Origin of the sequence: Amycolatopsis vastitatis (genome assembly GCF_002234595.1) — a bacterium.
GTDB classification, from domain to species: domain Bacteria; phylum Actinomycetota; class Actinomycetes; order Mycobacteriales; family Pseudonocardiaceae; genus Amycolatopsis; species Amycolatopsis vastitatis.
Map to the genome: position 1 here is coordinate 382,923 of NZ_NMUL01000007.1, position 16,126 is coordinate 399,048.

Consider the following 16,126-nt stretch of genomic DNA (forward strand, 5'->3'; position numbering starts at 1 on the left):
CCTATGCGGACTTTCCGAGCACCAGCCATGCCCCGGGAACGGTGGCGTCGATGTGGACGATGTCGCCGGTGGTCGGGGTGTAGCTGGCGAGTCGGGGAAGGGTGAGCGAGCCGCCTTGGACGGTGACGATCACCTGGGAACCGGACACGCCGGTGACCGTGCCGGTTTTGCGGCGGGAGGTGAGCGCCTGGTCCACGACCCGGGCGACGGCTTCGGCGATGCGCATCGGCGGCCTCCTCCCGGGTCAGGTTTCGGCCGGCAGGTCGTCCGAGCGGGTCGTGATCGACTGCGTGCCATCCGGGGACAGCGGTACAGACAGCTTGTCGATGACGTGGTGCGTTTCTCCTGCCATGGTGTCCACGACGGTGAGGACGTCGCCGCTGTCGAGGGCCGGGTTGACCAGGGTTTCGATTTCGATCTGGGCGGCGGTTCCGCGCACGCGCGCGAGAAGGGCGTCCGCGGTCGTCTGGCACTGCGCGGCGGTGGTCAGCAGCTCGGAGGTGTAGAACCTCGGCTTCTTGCCGAAGGGGCCGCCGTAGTAGGCGAGGCTGGTGGTGTCGGTGGCGGTGGCGTACACAGCCGGAACGCCGTCCGTGCGCTGGCCACTGGCGACGATCCGGTTGTAGACCAGCTCCCGGCTGAGCTTGTCCTTCGCAGTCAGCAGGTTCCCGCCGTTGCCGGTGCGCACCGTCCACACGGGCGCCTGGCTCATCGTCGGTTGTGGCCGGATGACCAGGCGGCCGAGCTGGTCGAAGAACGCCTCCGCGCCGAGGAAGTCGCCCAGTTTTTCGACCGCGTCCCACCGCTCGCGCTCGATGACAATCACCGACGCCACCAGGCCGGAGCCGGTCTGGTCGACTACCTCGACCTGCGCGCCGAGGGTTTCCCTGACCAGGCGCGCGATCTCGCCGACGGCGGTCGCATTGGCGATGGTCTGAGCGGGGACGTCGAGCCGGTCTTCGGCGACCCGCGCCGCCGGGTCGACCACCTTGACCGTGAGATCGCCCGAGCTGGAGACCGGCCGAGTCCGGGACGCCTCGTCGAGGTAGCCGCTCATCAGCGGCACCCACTCGGTGTCGCCCGAGGTCAAGACGATCCCGTAGTCCACACGGCAGGTAGAGCCGTAGGGGGCGAGCAGGTCGGTCGGCGAGCGTGGCCACCAGCGCGGATCGGCCTGCACGGTCGCGCTCCGGCGGATCTTGCTGGTGGCGTCGACGTCAACGGAGCCGCCGGAGATCGGCAACTCCAGCACGCCGTAGGTCGGGCTGAACACAGTGGCTCGTGCCTGCATCGAGTGCGACTGCGCGAGGGCGATCCGGGCCTGAGTGGACAGCGGGAACACCGGCGCCCACCTCCTGCTCAGACGGCGAGCGCGCTTGGCGCCTCCACCTCGTGGAATGGCGCGGTCAGGATGCGGGTCTGCTGGTAGGCGCGGCGGTTGCCGGCATCCTCGGCGAGGTCGCCGAGGGCGAGCCACAAGCCGGTGCCGTAGCCGAATTCGGCGGGGGTGCGCAGGTACACCGGCTGCAGGTCGGCGAACAGGTCCAGCAGCGCGTCCCGTTCGTCGAAGGACAGGGCGCCGATGGTCAGATCGCCGGTCGCGGCGCGGCGTGCCGCCGAGGACACGATGATCGGATAGGTCGCTCCGACCGGGTAGAAGATGCCGCGGTTGGCTTCCCGGGTCCGGGTGGGGACCGAGCCCACGTGGACGGTGACCGGCTGGGATGACCGGGACGGGTGGGTCAGCCAGGTCTGGCCCAGGCTCAGCAGGGTGGCGAGCTGGCTGGTCATCGCGCCGCCCGTGGGGGCGGGGTTGACCACCTGGTACCGCACGGGCACGTCGAGCGGGCATTCGCCGTCGTCCATGACCAGCAGCGGTGCCAGCGTGGATTCCGACAGCCCGGCGGTTCCGACCCAGGTGCCGCCGTAGGAGCTGCCGTCGAAGTAGGAGCCGGACGTGGGTTGCGTCTCGACGGTGACGCCGTCGAGGGCCATCACTGCGGCTGCGGGCAGCCCGGCCGCGATGATCTTCATCGTGGGGGTCACGGCCCCAGGCGGCGGGGTCAGGGTGACGACTTGCCGGGAGAACTGCGACACCGACGCGTTGACCTGGTCGGTGGTGAGGGCGGTGCTCGCGCTGGTCAGCGGGACTCCGCCTGCGTCGGTCCAGGTGATCTGGACCGTGACCGAGGTCGGCCGGGCGGAGAACCGCAGGTCCACGCCGATGGTCACCTGTGGCGCGCCGGGGACCGTGGTGGGGACGGTCACCCCGAGCGATCCGGCCGCCGCGACGGTGGCCGTCAGGTACGCGTCGCCGTGCGGGGCCGTGGAGCTGGTGACCCGGGCGAGGGTGGGGTTGCCCTCGTCCGGGACGTAGCCGTTCAGCCCGGCCTCGAGGCCGGGATTGGTGGCGTAGTTGTACCGGGTCGGGTCGGACACCCACAGCGGGTTGCCTCCGCGTACCGGCCACAGTGTCCCGTCCGGGTGCTGGCGGATCAGCTGGACGACGGCGGCGTTGGGCCACCACGCGGTGATCCGCATGACGCCGGCCTCGGGCACGGGCCGGAGCGAGATCCCGCCGCCGGGGTACGGCAGCGGGTACACGTTCCCGGCCCATGCCCGCGACGCGTAGGCCAGCGAGGGGTTTCCCGAGTACGTCCACTTCGTGGTCCCGCCGGGGATCGGCGGGGGAAGCTCCTGCTGCCCGGGAAGCGTGGCGGACTCGGGGCCGACAGCCGCCGCGTACGGGGTGCGGCCGTAGCTCTCGCTGGCCCACGACATGTCGGCACCGCCCCCTTAAATCCGGACACCGCGCGCGATGGCCGTGCCGGTGGCCTGCTCGCTCTTCTCGATCTGGCCGTCGACGAACGCGGTCAGCCCGTCGTCGCTGATGGACAGCTCACCGACGATCCGCACGGGCTCGCCGGTGCCGCGCAGGGAGCCGATGACGTCCTGAGCGGTGTCGTGCGGGAGCACGAGCTCCGGCTTGCCGGTGCCGTTGTAGACCGGCGTGAAGCCCGGCTGGAGCCAGCCGCCCTGGTCGTACCAGTGGTGCGCCTGCCAGAAGGATTTCGCGCCGAGCGGGTCGTGGTAGCGGCTGGCGATGTAGGACAGGCCCCACTCCGCCTGTCCAGCCGGGGAGGGCGAAACCGGGCCGTAGATGCTTTCCATCTGCTGAAACAGGCCCCGCGCGGAGCTGGTCGGGTTCGCCGCGGCCGGGTTCCAGCCGGACTCGTGGCTGATCAGCCAGGACAGTGCGTCCCGCTGCGGGCCGGAGCCCCAGCCGTACCGACCGGCAACCGCGCGCACGGCCGCCACGACCTCGGGCGAACCGCTGGCGGTGGCGGTGCTGGCGTAGAGCTGGGCCAGCTGCTTGACGCCGTAGTCGCGGGCACCCTCGATTGCGGTACGCGCGATGCCGGCGCCATCGACGGCCGCGACGTTGCCCGGGTAGCGCCGGACAGCCTCCTCGGCCTGGCGCAGCGCCTCGGCGAAATACGGGCTGACCACGGCGGCCGGGTCCAGCCCGCCTTCGCCACCGGACACAAAGGACCCGCCCACGACCGGCAAGAACGCATGTGAAGTGAACTGGGCGGAGTCCGCGCCTGACGCGCCCGCGCCGACCTTCACCGGCACGTTGAAGGTCTGGGCCTCCAGGTTGACCCCGGCCAGCGTCCCGGCCGTGTGGTGGCTGTTGTAGCCGGTGGCGAATGCCGACCCGAGCCCGAAGGCGAATCCCGGCCACGGCTGGCTCGCCGCCGTGCCCAGCCGCCGGTACGGGGAATCCCCGCGCAGCACGTTCGACACCGCCGAAAGCAGCCCCGAGCAGTCGTACCCCACAGGGCCTGTGCCGCCCCAGATGTACGGTTTCCCTGCCTGGGCGCGGGCGAACTCCAGGCCCCGGGCGACAGCGGCGTTGGCCTGGCTGCCGGTGTCGGCCACCAGGCCGCCCCGGGCGTACCCGGCCGCGCGCAGCGCTTCGGCTTGGCCAGAGTTGAGCGCATCCAGGAACGGCACGATCCGCTTGGCGACCGCGGCCCGCACCACGAACTCACCGCGCGAGAGGCGCGCGAGGATCGAGTCCGACGTCGCGGTGCCCGGCCCGGAGACCGGACCACCGGTGGCGAAGCCGATCGGCACCGGCCCGATGGGATGGTTCAGGCCGAAGTCGGAATTCAGCTTGTTCCAGGCGGCCACCAGACCGCCGTTGAGCGGCCATTGCAGGATCCAGCGCACCGGGTTGCCCGCGTACCCGGGCATCTCGGCGAACCGGGCCTGCACCCACCCGGCCGTGAAACTGACCGCCGAGCGCACCGACGCCAGACCGGCGATCAGGCCGGACAGCGCGGCGTTCTGCGCGGTCACCGACGACTGGACCACGGCCGCCAGCAGCGACCAGGAACCGGCCATCGTGGACTGAAGCTGGTTCTGCCGGGCCACGATCGCCGCGACCCCGGTAGCCACGGCCCCGGACACCGCAAGCCACACGGCCACCGCCGTGCCTTCGACGCCCAGCAGGCTCGCGGTCAGCACGAGGTCGGCCGCTGGCAGCAGCGTGCCGGTGTGCAGCTCCAGCAGCTCCAGCGCGGGCAGCAGCACGGTGGTCACCGTGTCGGCCAGCGCCGCCGAAGCGGTGTCCAGCGCGGCCGTGGCCTGTGTGGACGCGGCCGGATCCGCCGCGGTCGCGGTGACCGCCGGGGCGGTCGTCGCCGAGGCCGGCGACGCGCCCACGATGCCGCCCGCCGCGAACCGGGCCACCAGGCCGCCACTGGCGGCGACGGTGGGACGTCCGGCCATGGCGGCGGCGTTCGCGGCGAGGATCGTGGACGGGCCGAGCGCGCGCACCAGCTCGGGGACGAGAACCGCTTCCCCGGGCGAGAGCACTGCGCGCACGCTGTCGCGGCCCGGGGCGTAGCCGGGCACGACCCCGCCGCGTGCGAGCTTGAGTTCCGGGAGCGGGTCCACCCCGGGGATCAGGCTGGCGGCGGTGTTGTAGACCTCGCGCAGGCCGTGGTTCCAGATGATGTCGATCACGACCTGGATCGGCTTCTTGATGAATCCGACGATCGTGTCGAACACGTTCTTCGTGACGTCGCGCAGCTTTTCGAACCCGTCGCGCACGTCGGCCAGCCGGTCGCCGAACCAGCCGAGCACCGGCTTGACGACGTTGTTGTAGGCCGCCGACAGGGCACCGGCGATGGCGTCGAAGGCGGGCTTGATCCCGTGGTCGTACAGCCAGCCCGCCGCGTCGCCGAGAATCCGGATCGCCAGCGCCCAGCCGTCGAAGTACGGCTTGACGAAAGTCGACCAGACCCAGCCGAGGAACGAGCCGATCGCCGAGAACGCAGGCTGGATCGCGTTCGACCACAGCCACGACGCGCCGTTACCGATCAGCGTGAAGACGAGGACCCAGCCATCGAAGTAGGGCTTGAGCAGCGTCGTCCACAACCACGAGAAGAAGCTGCCGAGGGTGCTGAACGTCGGCTGGAGGACGTTGAACCACAGCCAGCTCGCCACGTCCGCCACCGCACGGAACGCAATGACCCATGGTCCAATAAGGACAGTCGAGATGACCGCAGCGAGGATTCCGGCGGCCTGCCCGATGAAGGAGAAGGTCGGCGACAGGATGTTCGTCCACAGCCACGAGGCGACCTGACCGACAATCCGAAGCGCCGCAACGATTCCGTCGAACGCAGGCTTGAGGATGTTGACGTATGCCCACTGCGCGGCCTTCTGGATCACGCCCCACAGGCCGATCCAGAAATCCCGGAACCCCGCCGACGTCTGCCAGAAGTACACGAATGCCGCGACCACAGCCGCGATCGCGCCGATGATCAGCCCGACGGGATTGGCGTTCATCGCCGCGTTGAGCAGCCATTGCGCCGCCGCCGCACCCGTGGTGGCCAGCTCGTAGAGCTTGATCGCCCCGGCTACGGCGGCGTACCCGGTGGCAAACGCTCCGATGGTGACGGCCATCGGCGCGAGCCAGTCCGCGTTCTCGCGCACCCACTGCACCGCGTCACCCAACGTCGGCAGCAGGACCCCGCCGAAGAAGCTGACGAGTCCGGTTTCGAGCGTCCGCTGAAACGCGACGAGCCGTTGCCCTGCCGAGTCGTTGAGCGTCGCACCCATGCGATCGGCCGCGCCGCCCACGTCGCCGAGCGCGGCCACAGCCTTGCTCGGGTCCAGCGCGAACAACGCTTGCCCGAGGTCCTCGGCTTGCGTGCCGAACAACGCGACCGCCGCCTGCGACCGCGCTACCGGGTCGGGCATCGCACGCAGCTTGCCGAGCACCAGGTCCAGGGACGCCGCGGCTTCCGGGCCGCCTCGCGCGATCTTGGCAGCCATGTCGGCGGCGTTGAGGCCGATGGCCTGGAAGCCCTGCGCGGTGAGCTTGCTCCCGTCGACTGCGCGGATCGAAAACTCTTTGATGGCATCGGCTACGAGGTCGCTGTTGCGCGCCCCTGCCTGCATTCCCTGCACCAGGAGGCCGGTTGCCATCGACGCGTCCAAGCCGAACTTCTGGAACTGGACGGCGTACTCGGTCATGGTGTCGAGCAGGTCCCGCGACCGGTCCGCACCCTGCTGGAATCCGCGCGTGAGCACGTCGAGGGCTTCGTCCGCGTCGCGAGCGAGCCCCGTCTTCATCAACTGGCCCACGGCCTGCGTGGTGCCGCCGAGGTCCACATCGAACGTCGCGGCCAGGTTGAGGACCTTCGCGGTGATCCCCGAGAGCTGATCGTTGGTGGCGTCCTCCATGACGAGCCCGGACTGGATGACCCCGCGAATGGCTTCGTTGATCTGGTCCAGGGACTCGCCGTACGCCTGCGCGTACAGGGTGCCGGCGACACGGCCGAGGTCGGCGGCCATGTCGGCGGGCGCCCCGAGCTGGGCGGCCAGCTTGTCGCCGAGACGCGCGTTCTCCAGCGTGTCCATGGCGATGCTCGCGGCGTTGCCGATCGCGGCCAGGCCGAACGCGAACGTCCCGGCCTGGCGCGCGGTGTCCACCAGGGACGATCCGAATCCGGCCGAGCGGCGGTCCGCCTTGTCCAGCGAGACCGTCACCGTGTCGGTGGCCTCGGCGGCGTTGCGCTGGGCCTTCTCGTACCGGTCGGAGGTCGAGGCCGTACGCTCCTGCGCCGTGGTCAGCCCGCGTTGCGCGGTGGCGAGCCGTTCTTCGGCGGCGGCGAGCGCGCTGGCCTTGGCGTTGCCGGACGCGCGTGCCTCGTCGAGGCGGGCTTCGGCAACGCGGACCTTGCCTGCCGCGTCCGCCTCGCGGTTGCGCGCGGCCTCCAGCTCGCCCGCGACCTTCTTGACGTTCTCCTTCGCGGCCTCGATACCGGTTCCCAGCGCCGCTCCGGCGCGGCGCCCCGCGTCCCCTGCCGAACGCTCCAGTTCTTGACTGATCTGCGCTCCGGCGCGGGAACCCGCCCCGGCCGCCTGCTTGGCCAGCTCCGCGCCCCAGCCGCGCGCCGAGGGCAGGGTGTCGATCCACACGACCTCGCCGGAGTTGACCATCAGATGTCACCTCGGCTCGCGACTATGATGAGACGGTCTACCTGGGTAAGGGAGTCGCGCGAACTGAAGACGGGGAGGCTTGCGAATGGGTGTTTATTTCATAAGTGGCGGTGGTGAATACGTAGAGCCCGTCCAGATTCCAGCGTGGCTCATCCTGTCCGGAGTTACCCCTCAGGCATTAATGCTTTACAGCCTTCACAAAGTAACCATCCTTGGCCAGAGATATATTGATTACGATCCAAAGGTTCCGAAAACGCAAGACGAGTACATTGCCGCATTACACCTAAGCACCATTGAAGAACTTGACGCAGCCCGCCTCGAACTGATTGACATTGGAGCCGTCGAAGAGGTTATCGAGACGGATCCCAGTGGCACTAATAAGAGAATCCTCAAGATTCACGACTTTGACACCCAAACCAGGCAAGAGCATGACCGACAGCGTCAACTCACCGAAGAGCGACGTCTAGACGCAGGTCGTAACGAACTCCCGGTTCAGCCGCCGGGATATATCTACCTAATTCAAGACTCCGTCTCAAAGATGGTCAAGATTGGATACTCAGCCAACGTCACTCAGCGACACAAGAACTTGCAGGGTAATAACCCGAATATCCTAGTTCTCCTGTGGCACACGCCTGGAGATCGGGCACTTGAAGATGCATTGCATCAGCTTTTCGCGAAGCGTCGAGTCCGCGGCGAGTGGTTCGACTTCGGCAAACTCGATGCCGTTAAGGAGGTTTCTCTCGCGGCGCAGAAGCTCCAGGTTTCGAACGTAAGCGTTCGTCAGTGAAGTTGTGCAGCCAAGGGGCGGGATGCGGGTCACGCTGCGGGTCGGGGTTTGTACTGGTCGAGGTAGGCGATCACGTCTTCGGTGTCGGCCTCTCCGCGGTCACCGATGCGGTCCTTGTCCTCTTCGCCTGGTCGCGACAGCGGGCGGGGTCGGCGTACTCCCTTCATCCCGGCTGCGCGGCCGGTGACGAAGGTGTTCTCCCCGAGGCGATCAGCCACGATCGCGAGCAGGTATTCGACGTCGCTCCACGCGTGCCCGTGCACCGCGCGGTGGAACGCGGAGGTGGGTGGCAGGTGCTCGATCAGCACGCGCAGGTGACGGAGGCTGATTTCGCCTCGCCAGAACTCGTTGATCGGGTTGCGCGGGGCGTACGTCGCGCACAGGGCGGCTTCTACCGCTTCCGGCGCCTGGCCGAGGAGGTCGAGCGCCGTGTAGGGCGGCCGTCCTCGTTGTCCTGGCGCATCTTCTGCATGTACTGGTTGATCGCGAGGATGACGTACCCTGCCCGGCCGCCGGCCTCCAGGAACTTCGCGTACTGGTCCTCGCCCATGTAGTACTCGGCGACCTCGACGTCGGTGTCCAGGTCGAGCAGGCCGTCCTTCCACTCGTCCTCGGCGGTGATCGGGTCCTTGCAGGTCCACTGCTGGGCCTTGAACGTGAAGGTGAAGGTGTCGGCGCTGCCGGTGGCTTCCTTGCGCTGGGCGAGGATCGCGTCCATGTCGATGGTGGACAAACCCGTGTTCTCCGTTCGGTGAGCGTCGGTGAGCGAAAGAGAAGGGGGCCGATGTGGACCGCTCACCACTTGTCCACATCGGCCCCCGCTTGAGGGCGGGTCACGAGCCGGTAGCCGGAAGCACCCAGCCTTCCTTGTAGACCCGCAGCGCGGAGTAGCCGTCTGAGCCCGGGTAGGCGGTGATTGTTACGTCGTAGCCGATCAGGGTGTCGGACTTGTAGGTGATCTCCCCGCGCTCGGAAACTTCAGCCATGGGAAGGAAAATCCGGCGATGATAGATGCCGTCGATGACGTCGATGCCGAAGCAACGCAGGTCGCGTTCCGGCTTTCCCTTCTCCACAAAGGACACCACGGCATCGGCACCGGTGCCGGTCTGGGTCATGTCATCGAGCCCGACCCGGTAGTACAGGCTGACGGTGTCGTACTTGGACTCCCAGAGCGTCGCCTGGTAGGTCTGGGTGGACTTGGTAATCTCCGAGCGGATCGGCGTGGCGGACTGCCAAGGAGTGAACTCCTCCTTGTCCTCGTCCCGGCCCTCAACGATTCCGTCGTCGGAGATGTAGCCGAGATCGCGCATGGCCGCGTTCCAGGCGTCCATCGTCGTCGCGCTCGGCGCGGTCGTGCCCAGGGGGCCGACGTAGAGCGCCCCGGTCACGCCCAGGCGCGCGAGGGCAGAGTTCTGTGCCACGGGGTTTCTCCCTTGGAGGTGCGGAGCCCCGGGTGAGCGAGCGGGGTGCGGATCGGACGTGGGCGGGCTAGTCGGCCCGGATGGTGAGTTCGACGGTCAGCCCGCTACGGCGGACCGAGGGGTTGTAGTCCGGCCGCCAGGCGGGACCGGCTGGTTCTTCAACGTCGGCGACCTGGCCCCACTGGTTGCCCTGCCCCGCCAGCTGGATCAGATGGTCGGACACAGTGGACGCCAGGTCGGTCGCGGCGGCGCGGGTGGTGGCGTAGGTGTCGAGGTCGACGCGGGGCCGCCACAGCAGGGGCCGGCGATCGTTCCAGGGCCGGGCCAGCTTCGGGCCGGGCAGGCAGGTGACCTGCACGACCGGCAGAGCTTCCTCGAAGCGGGCGGGCAGCTCGGCGAGGACGCGGATTCCGCCGAGGCGCCCGGCGAGCCAGGTCACCACCAGCGCCTCGACGTCGATCACTTGTCGGCGGCCTTGGCAGGGGCCTTGCGCGGCTCGGTCTTCCCGGGCTCGTCCTCGGCGTAGCGGGCACGGCCTTCGTTGACCATGACGGCCGCCTCGTCGTCGTCAACGTCGACCGTCTTGCCGATCTTCGTGTGGTCGCGGCTGAACGCGACGATCACCTTGGCCACGATGGTCTCCTTCTATTTGCTGCCCACCGCGCGGCCGAGCGCGCGATGGCGGGGAACGTTCTCGGTGCCGTACTCGCCGTACAGGTCGTCATGCACGACGCGGGCGTAGGCCCGGCCCTTCGGTCGGACGCCCTCCTCGACGGTGACGGTGGCCTCGGACCCGGCCGCGGCAAGGTTCGCGCGGGTGCGTGCGGCGATCTGGTCGGCGACCATCCGCAGACGCTTGCGGACCGAAGGCAGAGCCACGATGCGCCGCCACTCGCGGTCCGACAGCTGGATACGGGGCATCGTCATCCACTCACTTTCTGAACGTCGACCTCGCAGTGGTGGACCGCGCCGGGCCGGATTGGATGCGGCCACCGGGCGATCTCGCCGATGACCTCGCAGGTCCGGCCCGCCCACTCGATCCGGTCGGTCGGGGTGACGTCGAGGTCCATCCCAGCCGGCGTGTAGATCCGCCAGCCGGTTGTCACCATGTCCCGGGCGTCGGTGGTGGCCTCCGTGGACGAACGTGGCTGCACGCACACACCGGGCACGACGGTGCGCGCCCCGGCCCCGTAGTCCAGGACGTCGGAGCCGTACCGGTCCTGGGTGACCCGGGGCCGGACGAGGGTGACCGTGTCGCCGAAGATCACGCCTGATCCCCGTGGTTGAGCCGGTGCGCCTCAACCGCCGTCGTCCACGACAGCGGCATCTCGGCGTCCGGGGTGGTGTAGGAGACCGACTCGCCGCCCACGGTCATCGCCGACACGCCCGGCTGGACGGTGAGCACGTACCGGGCTTCGGTCAGCACCGCGTCGGCGACGTCGTCGGGGATCGGGTCGTGGCCGTGGGTGTAGACGACCCGTATGGCGTTGAGCTCGTCGGGCCAGCAGGCCCGGCGGCGCAGGACACCATCGCGAGACCAGGTGTAGTCCGTGACGGCCTGGCCGCGCACTTCCACGGTGGCCACGGCCAGCACGGGCGCGGTCGGGAGGAACAAGACCGTCCCGCCGTGCCCGTCGAGCCAGATCTCGTCATCGGCCACACGCGACACCGGGTGCCTGACTGCTCCCCGGAACCGGGCCGAGGCCGCGGCAAGCGCGTCGGCCACGGCCGGGTCAGCGACGTCACGGCCTGCCTGTCGCGCGAGCGCGGTCAGGTCGGCAAGCGGAGGGAGAGATCCCATGTGTTCCCCCCCGTAACGGATCAAGGCGCGCGGCCGACTGAGATATATCCAGGAGCGATGGGAGAGGTATGGACGTCTCGTTTGTGTACTTAGGCGATGTCGACGGTTATCTCGTGACCGTGGACGGACAGCACAGAGGGGTCGTCGATAGTGAAGACCTCGACGATTACTGCCCTCTGTGGAAGTTGCGCGACGACGCCGATCCCGCAGCACTGTTGGCCCAGGTAGATCCGTACATCCACCCCCGGAAAGACGAGGCACGATGAACTTGTGGGCCGACGCGTTCGACACCATGAACGCTGTGGAGAACGAACACGGCGACAGCCTCACTGTTGACCAGCGGCTAAAGTTGGCTGAGGTGAAGGCACTCCTGTCCATCAGTCAAGAGCTTTCAGGCATCCATCACCAAGGAATCAACCCCGAGTTCAGCGCTCGCGACTAGGACTTGTTCTGCGCAGACCGCCGTTTGTCGGCAACCTCTCGTCGCTTCGCTTCCGTAGATTTGGGTTCTGCCCCTGGAGGAGCTGACTGATCGTCTGCAATCACTAGTGCGACCGGAACACCGACGAGAAGCTCGGCGTCAGCTTCGGTGAGGTTCATGATGGTGTCGTGGCCGTTCACGGTCACGCGGTATTCACGCAGCTCAGCCATGGAGGGGGCCTCCTCGATTCGCTCGTCGACGCCGGTGGTGGACGTGGCCATCCCGCAGGAGAAGTCCGGGCTTCCGCAGACGGGACAGCCGACGTCGCCACGCATCAGACGAGGGTGACCTTGCAGAACGCGGACGGCTGGATGACGCCGAACGCGGCGCGCATCTCGGCCAGGATCGCGACCAAGTTGCGGACGAAGAAGTCGGCGTGGCTGTCGGTGACGGTCACGCTCGACTGCTCGCGGTCCCACAGGATCGCCTTGCGGAAATCGCCGACCCACGCCTGTCCCGGCGTGGCCGCTTCCGACTCGATGACCGGAAGTCCCCACAGCGGGGAGGTGCCGTTCGCGCCGGACGGGCCGCCGAAGTAGAACCGGCCCTGCATGTCGCTGATCTCGTCCAGGGTCTCCAGGTCGTTCGGGTGGATCACGACGCCGTTGGCGACCGACCGGCCCACCGTGCGCACCTTCGTCTTCGCGCGGCGAATGGCGAGCAGCCGGCCGAACCCGGCGGGCTTCCCGGCCGGGTCAGCGACGGCCGCCTGCGTCTGGGTTCCGGACACATTGGCCAGACCTTCGAAGTTTTCGCCCGTGCCGTCGCCCGCGATCATCTGGTCCTCAAGCTCTTCCTCGAGCCCGGTGTCCAGGAACGAGTCGATGAGGGTGCGGACCTGCGCGGCATCGGACAGAGCCCGCTTGGTGACCGGGATCCAGTGCGCGATGGTCCGCACCGGCGTGGTGACGCGGACCGTGGAGAACCCGGACTCGGGCTTCACACCCGCCTGAGCGGGCGTGACGACCGGGTTGCCCGAGCCCAGGGCCGCCGCCGTGACGGCCTCCGGCACCGGGGCGGCAGCGTTGTTCCAGCCGGTGACGCGGGCGTACTCGATCTGGTCGGAGGTGGTGGTCCCGCCGGTGACCAGCTGGCGGAGGGTCAGCGGGCGGAAGAACTGCTCCGGCCCGACCAGTAAGCCGCGGTAGTCCTCCGTGCGGAACGCACCGCCGGAGGTCGGCGAGAGCCCGGTGACCAGCTGCTTGTAGCCCAGCGGGCGGGACTGGACCCGCATGTCCTTGGCGAACATCCCGTTCGGGGCGGAGGAGAGCAGGTCCTTGTACTGCTCGGAGGTGATGAAGGTTTCGCCGATGCTGGTGCGGGTGCCGGCCTTGTAGCCGTCGTGTTCGGCCTGCTCGCGGCGGTTCTTCTCCTCGGCCTGGGCGTCGACCAGGCCCACGGCGTCGCCGAGGTCCTTGATCGCGTCGCGCACGGCGCCGTCGGCCTTGGCTGCGTCGAGCGCCTTTTTCGCGTCCTGGGCCTTGGCCATGGCCGCGGTGACGGCGGCGCGTTCGTCGTCGGTGAAGTCGCGGCCCTCGTCGTCGGCCTTGGCCGCGATGGTCTTCGCGTCGTTCAGGTGCTTGCGCAGCTCGTCGGCGAGCTGGGCGATCTTGTCGCTCAAGGGGGTTCCTCAGTTCGTGCGCGTGCGCAGACGAAGAGAGGCGGTTCCCTTGCCGGGCGCGCGCAATCGCCGGGGAGGCGGGTGCGCGGGCGGGGCCGGGCGTGGCCGTGGTACGTCAGGCAGATCGGATAGGTCAGGCGGTGAGCGGTTGCGACTCGGCGTCCAGCAGGGCCAGCGACGCCCGCAGCAGGGCGGAGCTGGCGGCCGTGGACGGGGCTTCGGCCGACGGGGCGGGCGGGGTGCTCGCGGGGCCGGTGGACTTGTCCTCGTCGCCGCTGTCCAGACTGGACAGCACGGTCTCGATGGCGTCGGTGCTCTCGGCGATCTTCGCCAGGGCGTCGCGCAGTGCCGTCTCGTTTTTCGCCGAGAGGGTGCGGCCCGCCTTCACCGACGGCCTGGCTTCGGGTGCAGGGCGGGGCGGGGTGTCGGCGGGCGGGTTCTTCACGGTCAGCAGCTCGGTTTCCTGGTTAGCCCCGATCAGCGTGGGGCCGACCTCGTACAGCTTCAGCTTGCGCAGCTCGTAGTAGCCGTCGCTGCCGTCCTCGCCGTCGGTCTTCTCGATCCAGCCGCCCTCTTGAATGTCGTAAGCGAAGGAGAACTGCCGGACCCGCCGCCCCTTCAGGAGCTTGTAGACCTTGCTGGCCTTCGGCTCGTCGAGGTCGATGCGGGCGCGGACCCACAGGCCCTCGTCGCGTTCCTCGGCGTCTTCGACGTAGCCGATGTGGTAGTCCGGGTCGTGCGACATGTGCGACCACAGCACGGGAATCGGGTCACCGGAGGCTTTCCACTCGGCGAGGGTGTCAGCGAATGCACCGGGGACGATCTTGTCACCGACAGAATCGAGGTTGTACGCGGCCACGATGGCCTCGAACACCCCGTCTTCGGTGCCGTCCTGCTCGCCTGCGGCCTTGATCCGGACCGGGCACGTCTTCTTCCTCATCGCGTGACGCCCTCCAGGAGTCTCGTGGCGGTGGCGAGCACGGTTTTCGGCTCGGGCGCGGTGTCGGTCGGCGAGGCTTGGCCGCCGGTCAACACGTTCAACGGGGTGACCAGCTCGTCGCCGCCGTCGATCTGCGGCAGGTTCACCCGCGCTCGCGCCTCGTTGCGGGTCATCCACGGCGCACCGGTCGCGGTCTGGAGCTGCGCGGCCTGTTCCTCGAAGGATCCGCGCAGCTTCTCGGCGAGGTTGAATTCGAGGTACACATCAGCGGCGTCCGGGAAGTCAGGGACGAGCTGGAGGTGAAGCTCCTCGGTGATCATGGTCAGCCACGGGCCGAGGGTGTCCTGGTAGAGGTTCTTGTGCTGCTCGGTGATGTTGCTGTAGGTCGCGTGGTCAAGAATTCCGACCATCGGCAGCGGGATGTGGAAGGCGGAGGCGACCTCTTCGCGGGTGAGCTTGCGAGCCTCGATGTACTGCGCGGCTTCTGGTGTCACCGAGGCCGGGACGAACGTCATGCCGTCTTCGAGGATCGGTGTCCCGCCGGCCTTTCCGCCGTTGCCGGTGTACTGCTCCTGCCAGGACCGGCGGAACCGGTCTCGCGCGCCCTTGCCCCACTCCGGGGCGTCGACGGGCCGTTGGAGGTAGCCCATGAGCCGGGCACCGTTGCGCCAGAGCTGTTCGCGGTAGTGGCCCGCCTGGAACTCCTCGGACAGGATGCGCCGCAGGGTCTCCATCGGTGAGCAGCCCCACCGGCCGTCCTCCGGGTTGTAGCCCCGGAAGTGCACGACCTGCGCGGCCGGGATGTCGCGGTACCCGGTGGTGCCGCGGTAGCGGTAGGTCTCCACCGTGAACTGGTTCGAGGAGATCGGCGTGACGTAGCGCGGATCGAGCCGGACCAGCGCAGGAACGCCGGCTGCCGTCTTCGCGAGGATCGCGTTGTCGTAGATCGCCAGGTCCGACACCAGCGCTTCGATCAGCCGGTAGCGGGTCGTGAACGGGTTCGGCCGGGACAGCAGGGCGGCGAGCGGGTGGTCTGCGAGCCGTACACGATCCACATCGGACAGTCGCCGGTACACGTGGATGCCGAGCTGGGCGATGTTGCGGGCGAGGAACGACACGACGGTCCGCACCTGTGGCTGGGTTCGCCAGATGCTCGCGTAGTCGCGCGCAACTCCGTCCGCGAGGACTACGGCACCGCCGACCGGGATGGTGGCGGTCTGGTACTGGTGCACCGCTTCCAGGACGCCTTGCGAGATGACGAACGGCATCAACCGGCCCCCACGATCTGCACCCAGTTGATCCGGTCGCGCTCGATCACCACGTCTCCGTCCATCGCGACGGCCTCGCGGCCGGGCTGGACCAGGGACGCCGAGCGCATGACGACGAGGCGCCGATGCCGGCGCCACAGGATGCCGGTGATGGCCTGGTCGTCCACGAGCGACACCACGACCCGGCGGCGCGCGGCCACGGCCCGGCCCCGGTATTCCTCGACCGCGTGCCAGAGCAGCGACATGACGAGCAGGACCACGGCGGCGGTGAAGATGGGCAGCGCCACGC

Annotated in this window: 19 protein-coding genes; 2 read left to right on the forward strand and 17 right to left on the reverse strand. The window is 68.7% G+C overall.

Annotation, left to right across the window (positions count from 1 at the left end):
• Nucleotide 1: 1 nt before the first annotated feature.
• From CF165_RS08920 to CF165_RS08930, 4 genes are read right to left on the reverse strand one after another with little or no spacing between them, the layout of a single operon-like run.
• Complete coding sequence (locus tag CF165_RS08920) at nucleotides 2-226, reverse strand: hypothetical protein (protein WP_093946947.1); 225 nt, start codon at nucleotides 224-226, stop codon at nucleotides 2-4.
• Between the two features lie 18 nt (nucleotides 227-244).
• Nucleotides 245-1,342, reverse strand: coding sequence for a DUF5047 domain-containing protein (locus CF165_RS08925; protein WP_158226751.1), 1,098 nt, complete (start codon nucleotides 1,340-1,342; stop codon nucleotides 245-247).
• 17 nt (nucleotides 1,343-1,359) lie between these two features.
• Entirely contained in the window at nucleotides 1,360-2,781 is a 1,422-nt protein-coding gene (locus tag CF165_RS51110) for a hypothetical protein (RefSeq protein WP_158226752.1), read from the reverse strand.
• 15 nt (nucleotides 2,782-2,796) lie between these two features.
• Nucleotides 2,797-7,518: an aggregation-promoting factor C-terminal-like domain-containing protein gene (locus tag CF165_RS08930; RefSeq protein ID WP_093946948.1), complete on the reverse strand. Its 4,722-nt coding sequence runs from the start codon at nucleotides 7,516-7,518 to the stop codon at nucleotides 2,797-2,799.
• An 85-nt stretch (nucleotides 7,519-7,603) separates the two neighbouring features.
• On the opposite strand from CF165_RS08930, the gene CF165_RS08935 reads away from it, so the two are divergent.
• The gene (locus tag CF165_RS08935; RefSeq protein ID WP_093946949.1) at nucleotides 7,604-8,305 is read left to right on the forward strand and encodes a GIY-YIG nuclease family protein; all 702 of its coding nucleotides are present in this window, start codon (nucleotides 7,604-7,606) and stop codon (nucleotides 8,303-8,305) included.
• Between the two features lie 29 nt (nucleotides 8,306-8,334).
• On the opposite strand, the gene CF165_RS08940 is transcribed toward CF165_RS08935, so the two are convergent.
• The 8 genes from CF165_RS08940 to CF165_RS08970 all read right to left on the reverse strand — a co-directional run bounded on the left by CF165_RS08940 (nucleotide 8,335) and on the right by CF165_RS08970 (nucleotide 11,527).
• Entirely contained in the window at nucleotides 8,335-8,613 is a 279-nt protein-coding gene (locus CF165_RS08940) for a hypothetical protein (protein WP_093946950.1), read from the reverse strand.
• A gap of 83 nt (nucleotides 8,614-8,696) precedes the next feature.
• Nucleotides 8,697-9,038 carry a hypothetical protein gene (locus CF165_RS08945; protein ID WP_093946951.1) on the reverse strand — a complete coding sequence of 114 codons (342 nt, stop codon included), beginning with the start codon at nucleotides 9,036-9,038 and terminating at the stop codon, nucleotides 8,697-8,699.
• Between the two features lie 100 nt (nucleotides 9,039-9,138).
• The gene (locus CF165_RS08950; protein ID WP_093946952.1) at nucleotides 9,139-9,726 is read right to left on the reverse strand and encodes a phage tail tube protein; all 588 of its coding nucleotides are present in this window, start codon (nucleotides 9,724-9,726) and stop codon (nucleotides 9,139-9,141) included.
• Between the two features lie 67 nt (nucleotides 9,727-9,793).
• Nucleotides 9,794-10,189, reverse strand: coding sequence for a hypothetical protein (locus tag CF165_RS08955; protein WP_093946953.1), 396 nt, complete (start codon nucleotides 10,187-10,189; stop codon nucleotides 9,794-9,796).
• Entirely contained in the window at nucleotides 10,186-10,359 is a 174-nt protein-coding gene (locus CF165_RS51115; RefSeq protein WP_158226753.1) for a hypothetical protein, read from the reverse strand. Before CF165_RS51115 ends, CF165_RS08955 begins: the two co-directional genes overlap by 4 nt.
• A 12-nt stretch (nucleotides 10,360-10,371) precedes the next feature.
• Nucleotides 10,372-10,653: a hypothetical protein gene (locus CF165_RS08960; protein ID WP_143268500.1), complete on the reverse strand. Its 282-nt coding sequence runs from the start codon at nucleotides 10,651-10,653 to the stop codon at nucleotides 10,372-10,374.
• The gene (locus CF165_RS08965; RefSeq protein WP_093946955.1) at nucleotides 10,650-10,994 is read right to left on the reverse strand and encodes a head-tail adaptor protein; all 345 of its coding nucleotides are present in this window, start codon (nucleotides 10,992-10,994) and stop codon (nucleotides 10,650-10,652) included. The genes CF165_RS08960 and CF165_RS08965 overlap by 4 nt, the downstream gene beginning before the upstream one ends.
• A complete protein-coding gene (locus CF165_RS08970; protein ID WP_143268501.1) occupies nucleotides 10,991-11,527 on the reverse strand; it encodes a head-tail connector protein in 537 nt (178 codons plus the stop codon). Before CF165_RS08970 ends, CF165_RS08965 begins: the two co-directional genes overlap by 4 nt.
• Before the next feature lie 262 nt (nucleotides 11,528-11,789).
• On the opposite strand from CF165_RS08970, the gene CF165_RS08980 reads away from it, so the two are divergent.
• Nucleotides 11,790-11,969, forward strand: coding sequence for a hypothetical protein (locus CF165_RS08980; protein ID WP_093946958.1), 180 nt, complete (start codon nucleotides 11,790-11,792; stop codon nucleotides 11,967-11,969).
• Here CF165_RS08980 and CF165_RS50040 read toward each other — a convergent pair.
• From CF165_RS50040 to CF165_RS09000, 5 genes are all read right to left on the reverse strand, one after another.
• Nucleotides 11,966-12,283, reverse strand: coding sequence for a hypothetical protein (locus CF165_RS50040; protein WP_143268502.1), 318 nt, complete (start codon nucleotides 12,281-12,283; stop codon nucleotides 11,966-11,968). The two genes, CF165_RS08980 and CF165_RS50040, sit on opposite strands and share 4 nt — an antisense overlap.
• Nucleotides 12,283-13,629 carry a phage major capsid protein gene (locus tag CF165_RS08985; protein WP_093946959.1) on the reverse strand — a complete coding sequence of 449 codons (1,347 nt, stop codon included), beginning with the start codon at nucleotides 13,627-13,629 and terminating at the stop codon, nucleotides 12,283-12,285. The genes CF165_RS50040 and CF165_RS08985 overlap by 1 nt, the downstream gene beginning before the upstream one ends.
• Nucleotides 13,630-13,762: 133 nt before the next feature.
• Nucleotides 13,763-14,569 (reverse strand): HK97 family phage prohead protease, encoded by an 807-nt coding sequence (locus tag CF165_RS08990; protein ID WP_093946960.1) that lies wholly within the window; start codon nucleotides 14,567-14,569, stop codon nucleotides 13,763-13,765.
• Nucleotides 14,566-15,837 (reverse strand): phage portal protein, encoded by a 1,272-nt coding sequence (locus tag CF165_RS08995; protein WP_093946961.1) that lies wholly within the window; start codon nucleotides 15,835-15,837, stop codon nucleotides 14,566-14,568. Before CF165_RS08995 ends, CF165_RS08990 begins: the two co-directional genes overlap by 4 nt.
• Nucleotides 15,837-16,124, reverse strand: a complete 288-nt coding sequence (locus CF165_RS09000; protein WP_093946962.1) for a hypothetical protein — start codon at nucleotides 16,122-16,124, stop codon at nucleotides 15,837-15,839. Before CF165_RS09000 ends, CF165_RS08995 begins: the two co-directional genes overlap by 1 nt.
• Between the last annotated feature and the right edge of the window lie 2 nt (nucleotides 16,125-16,126).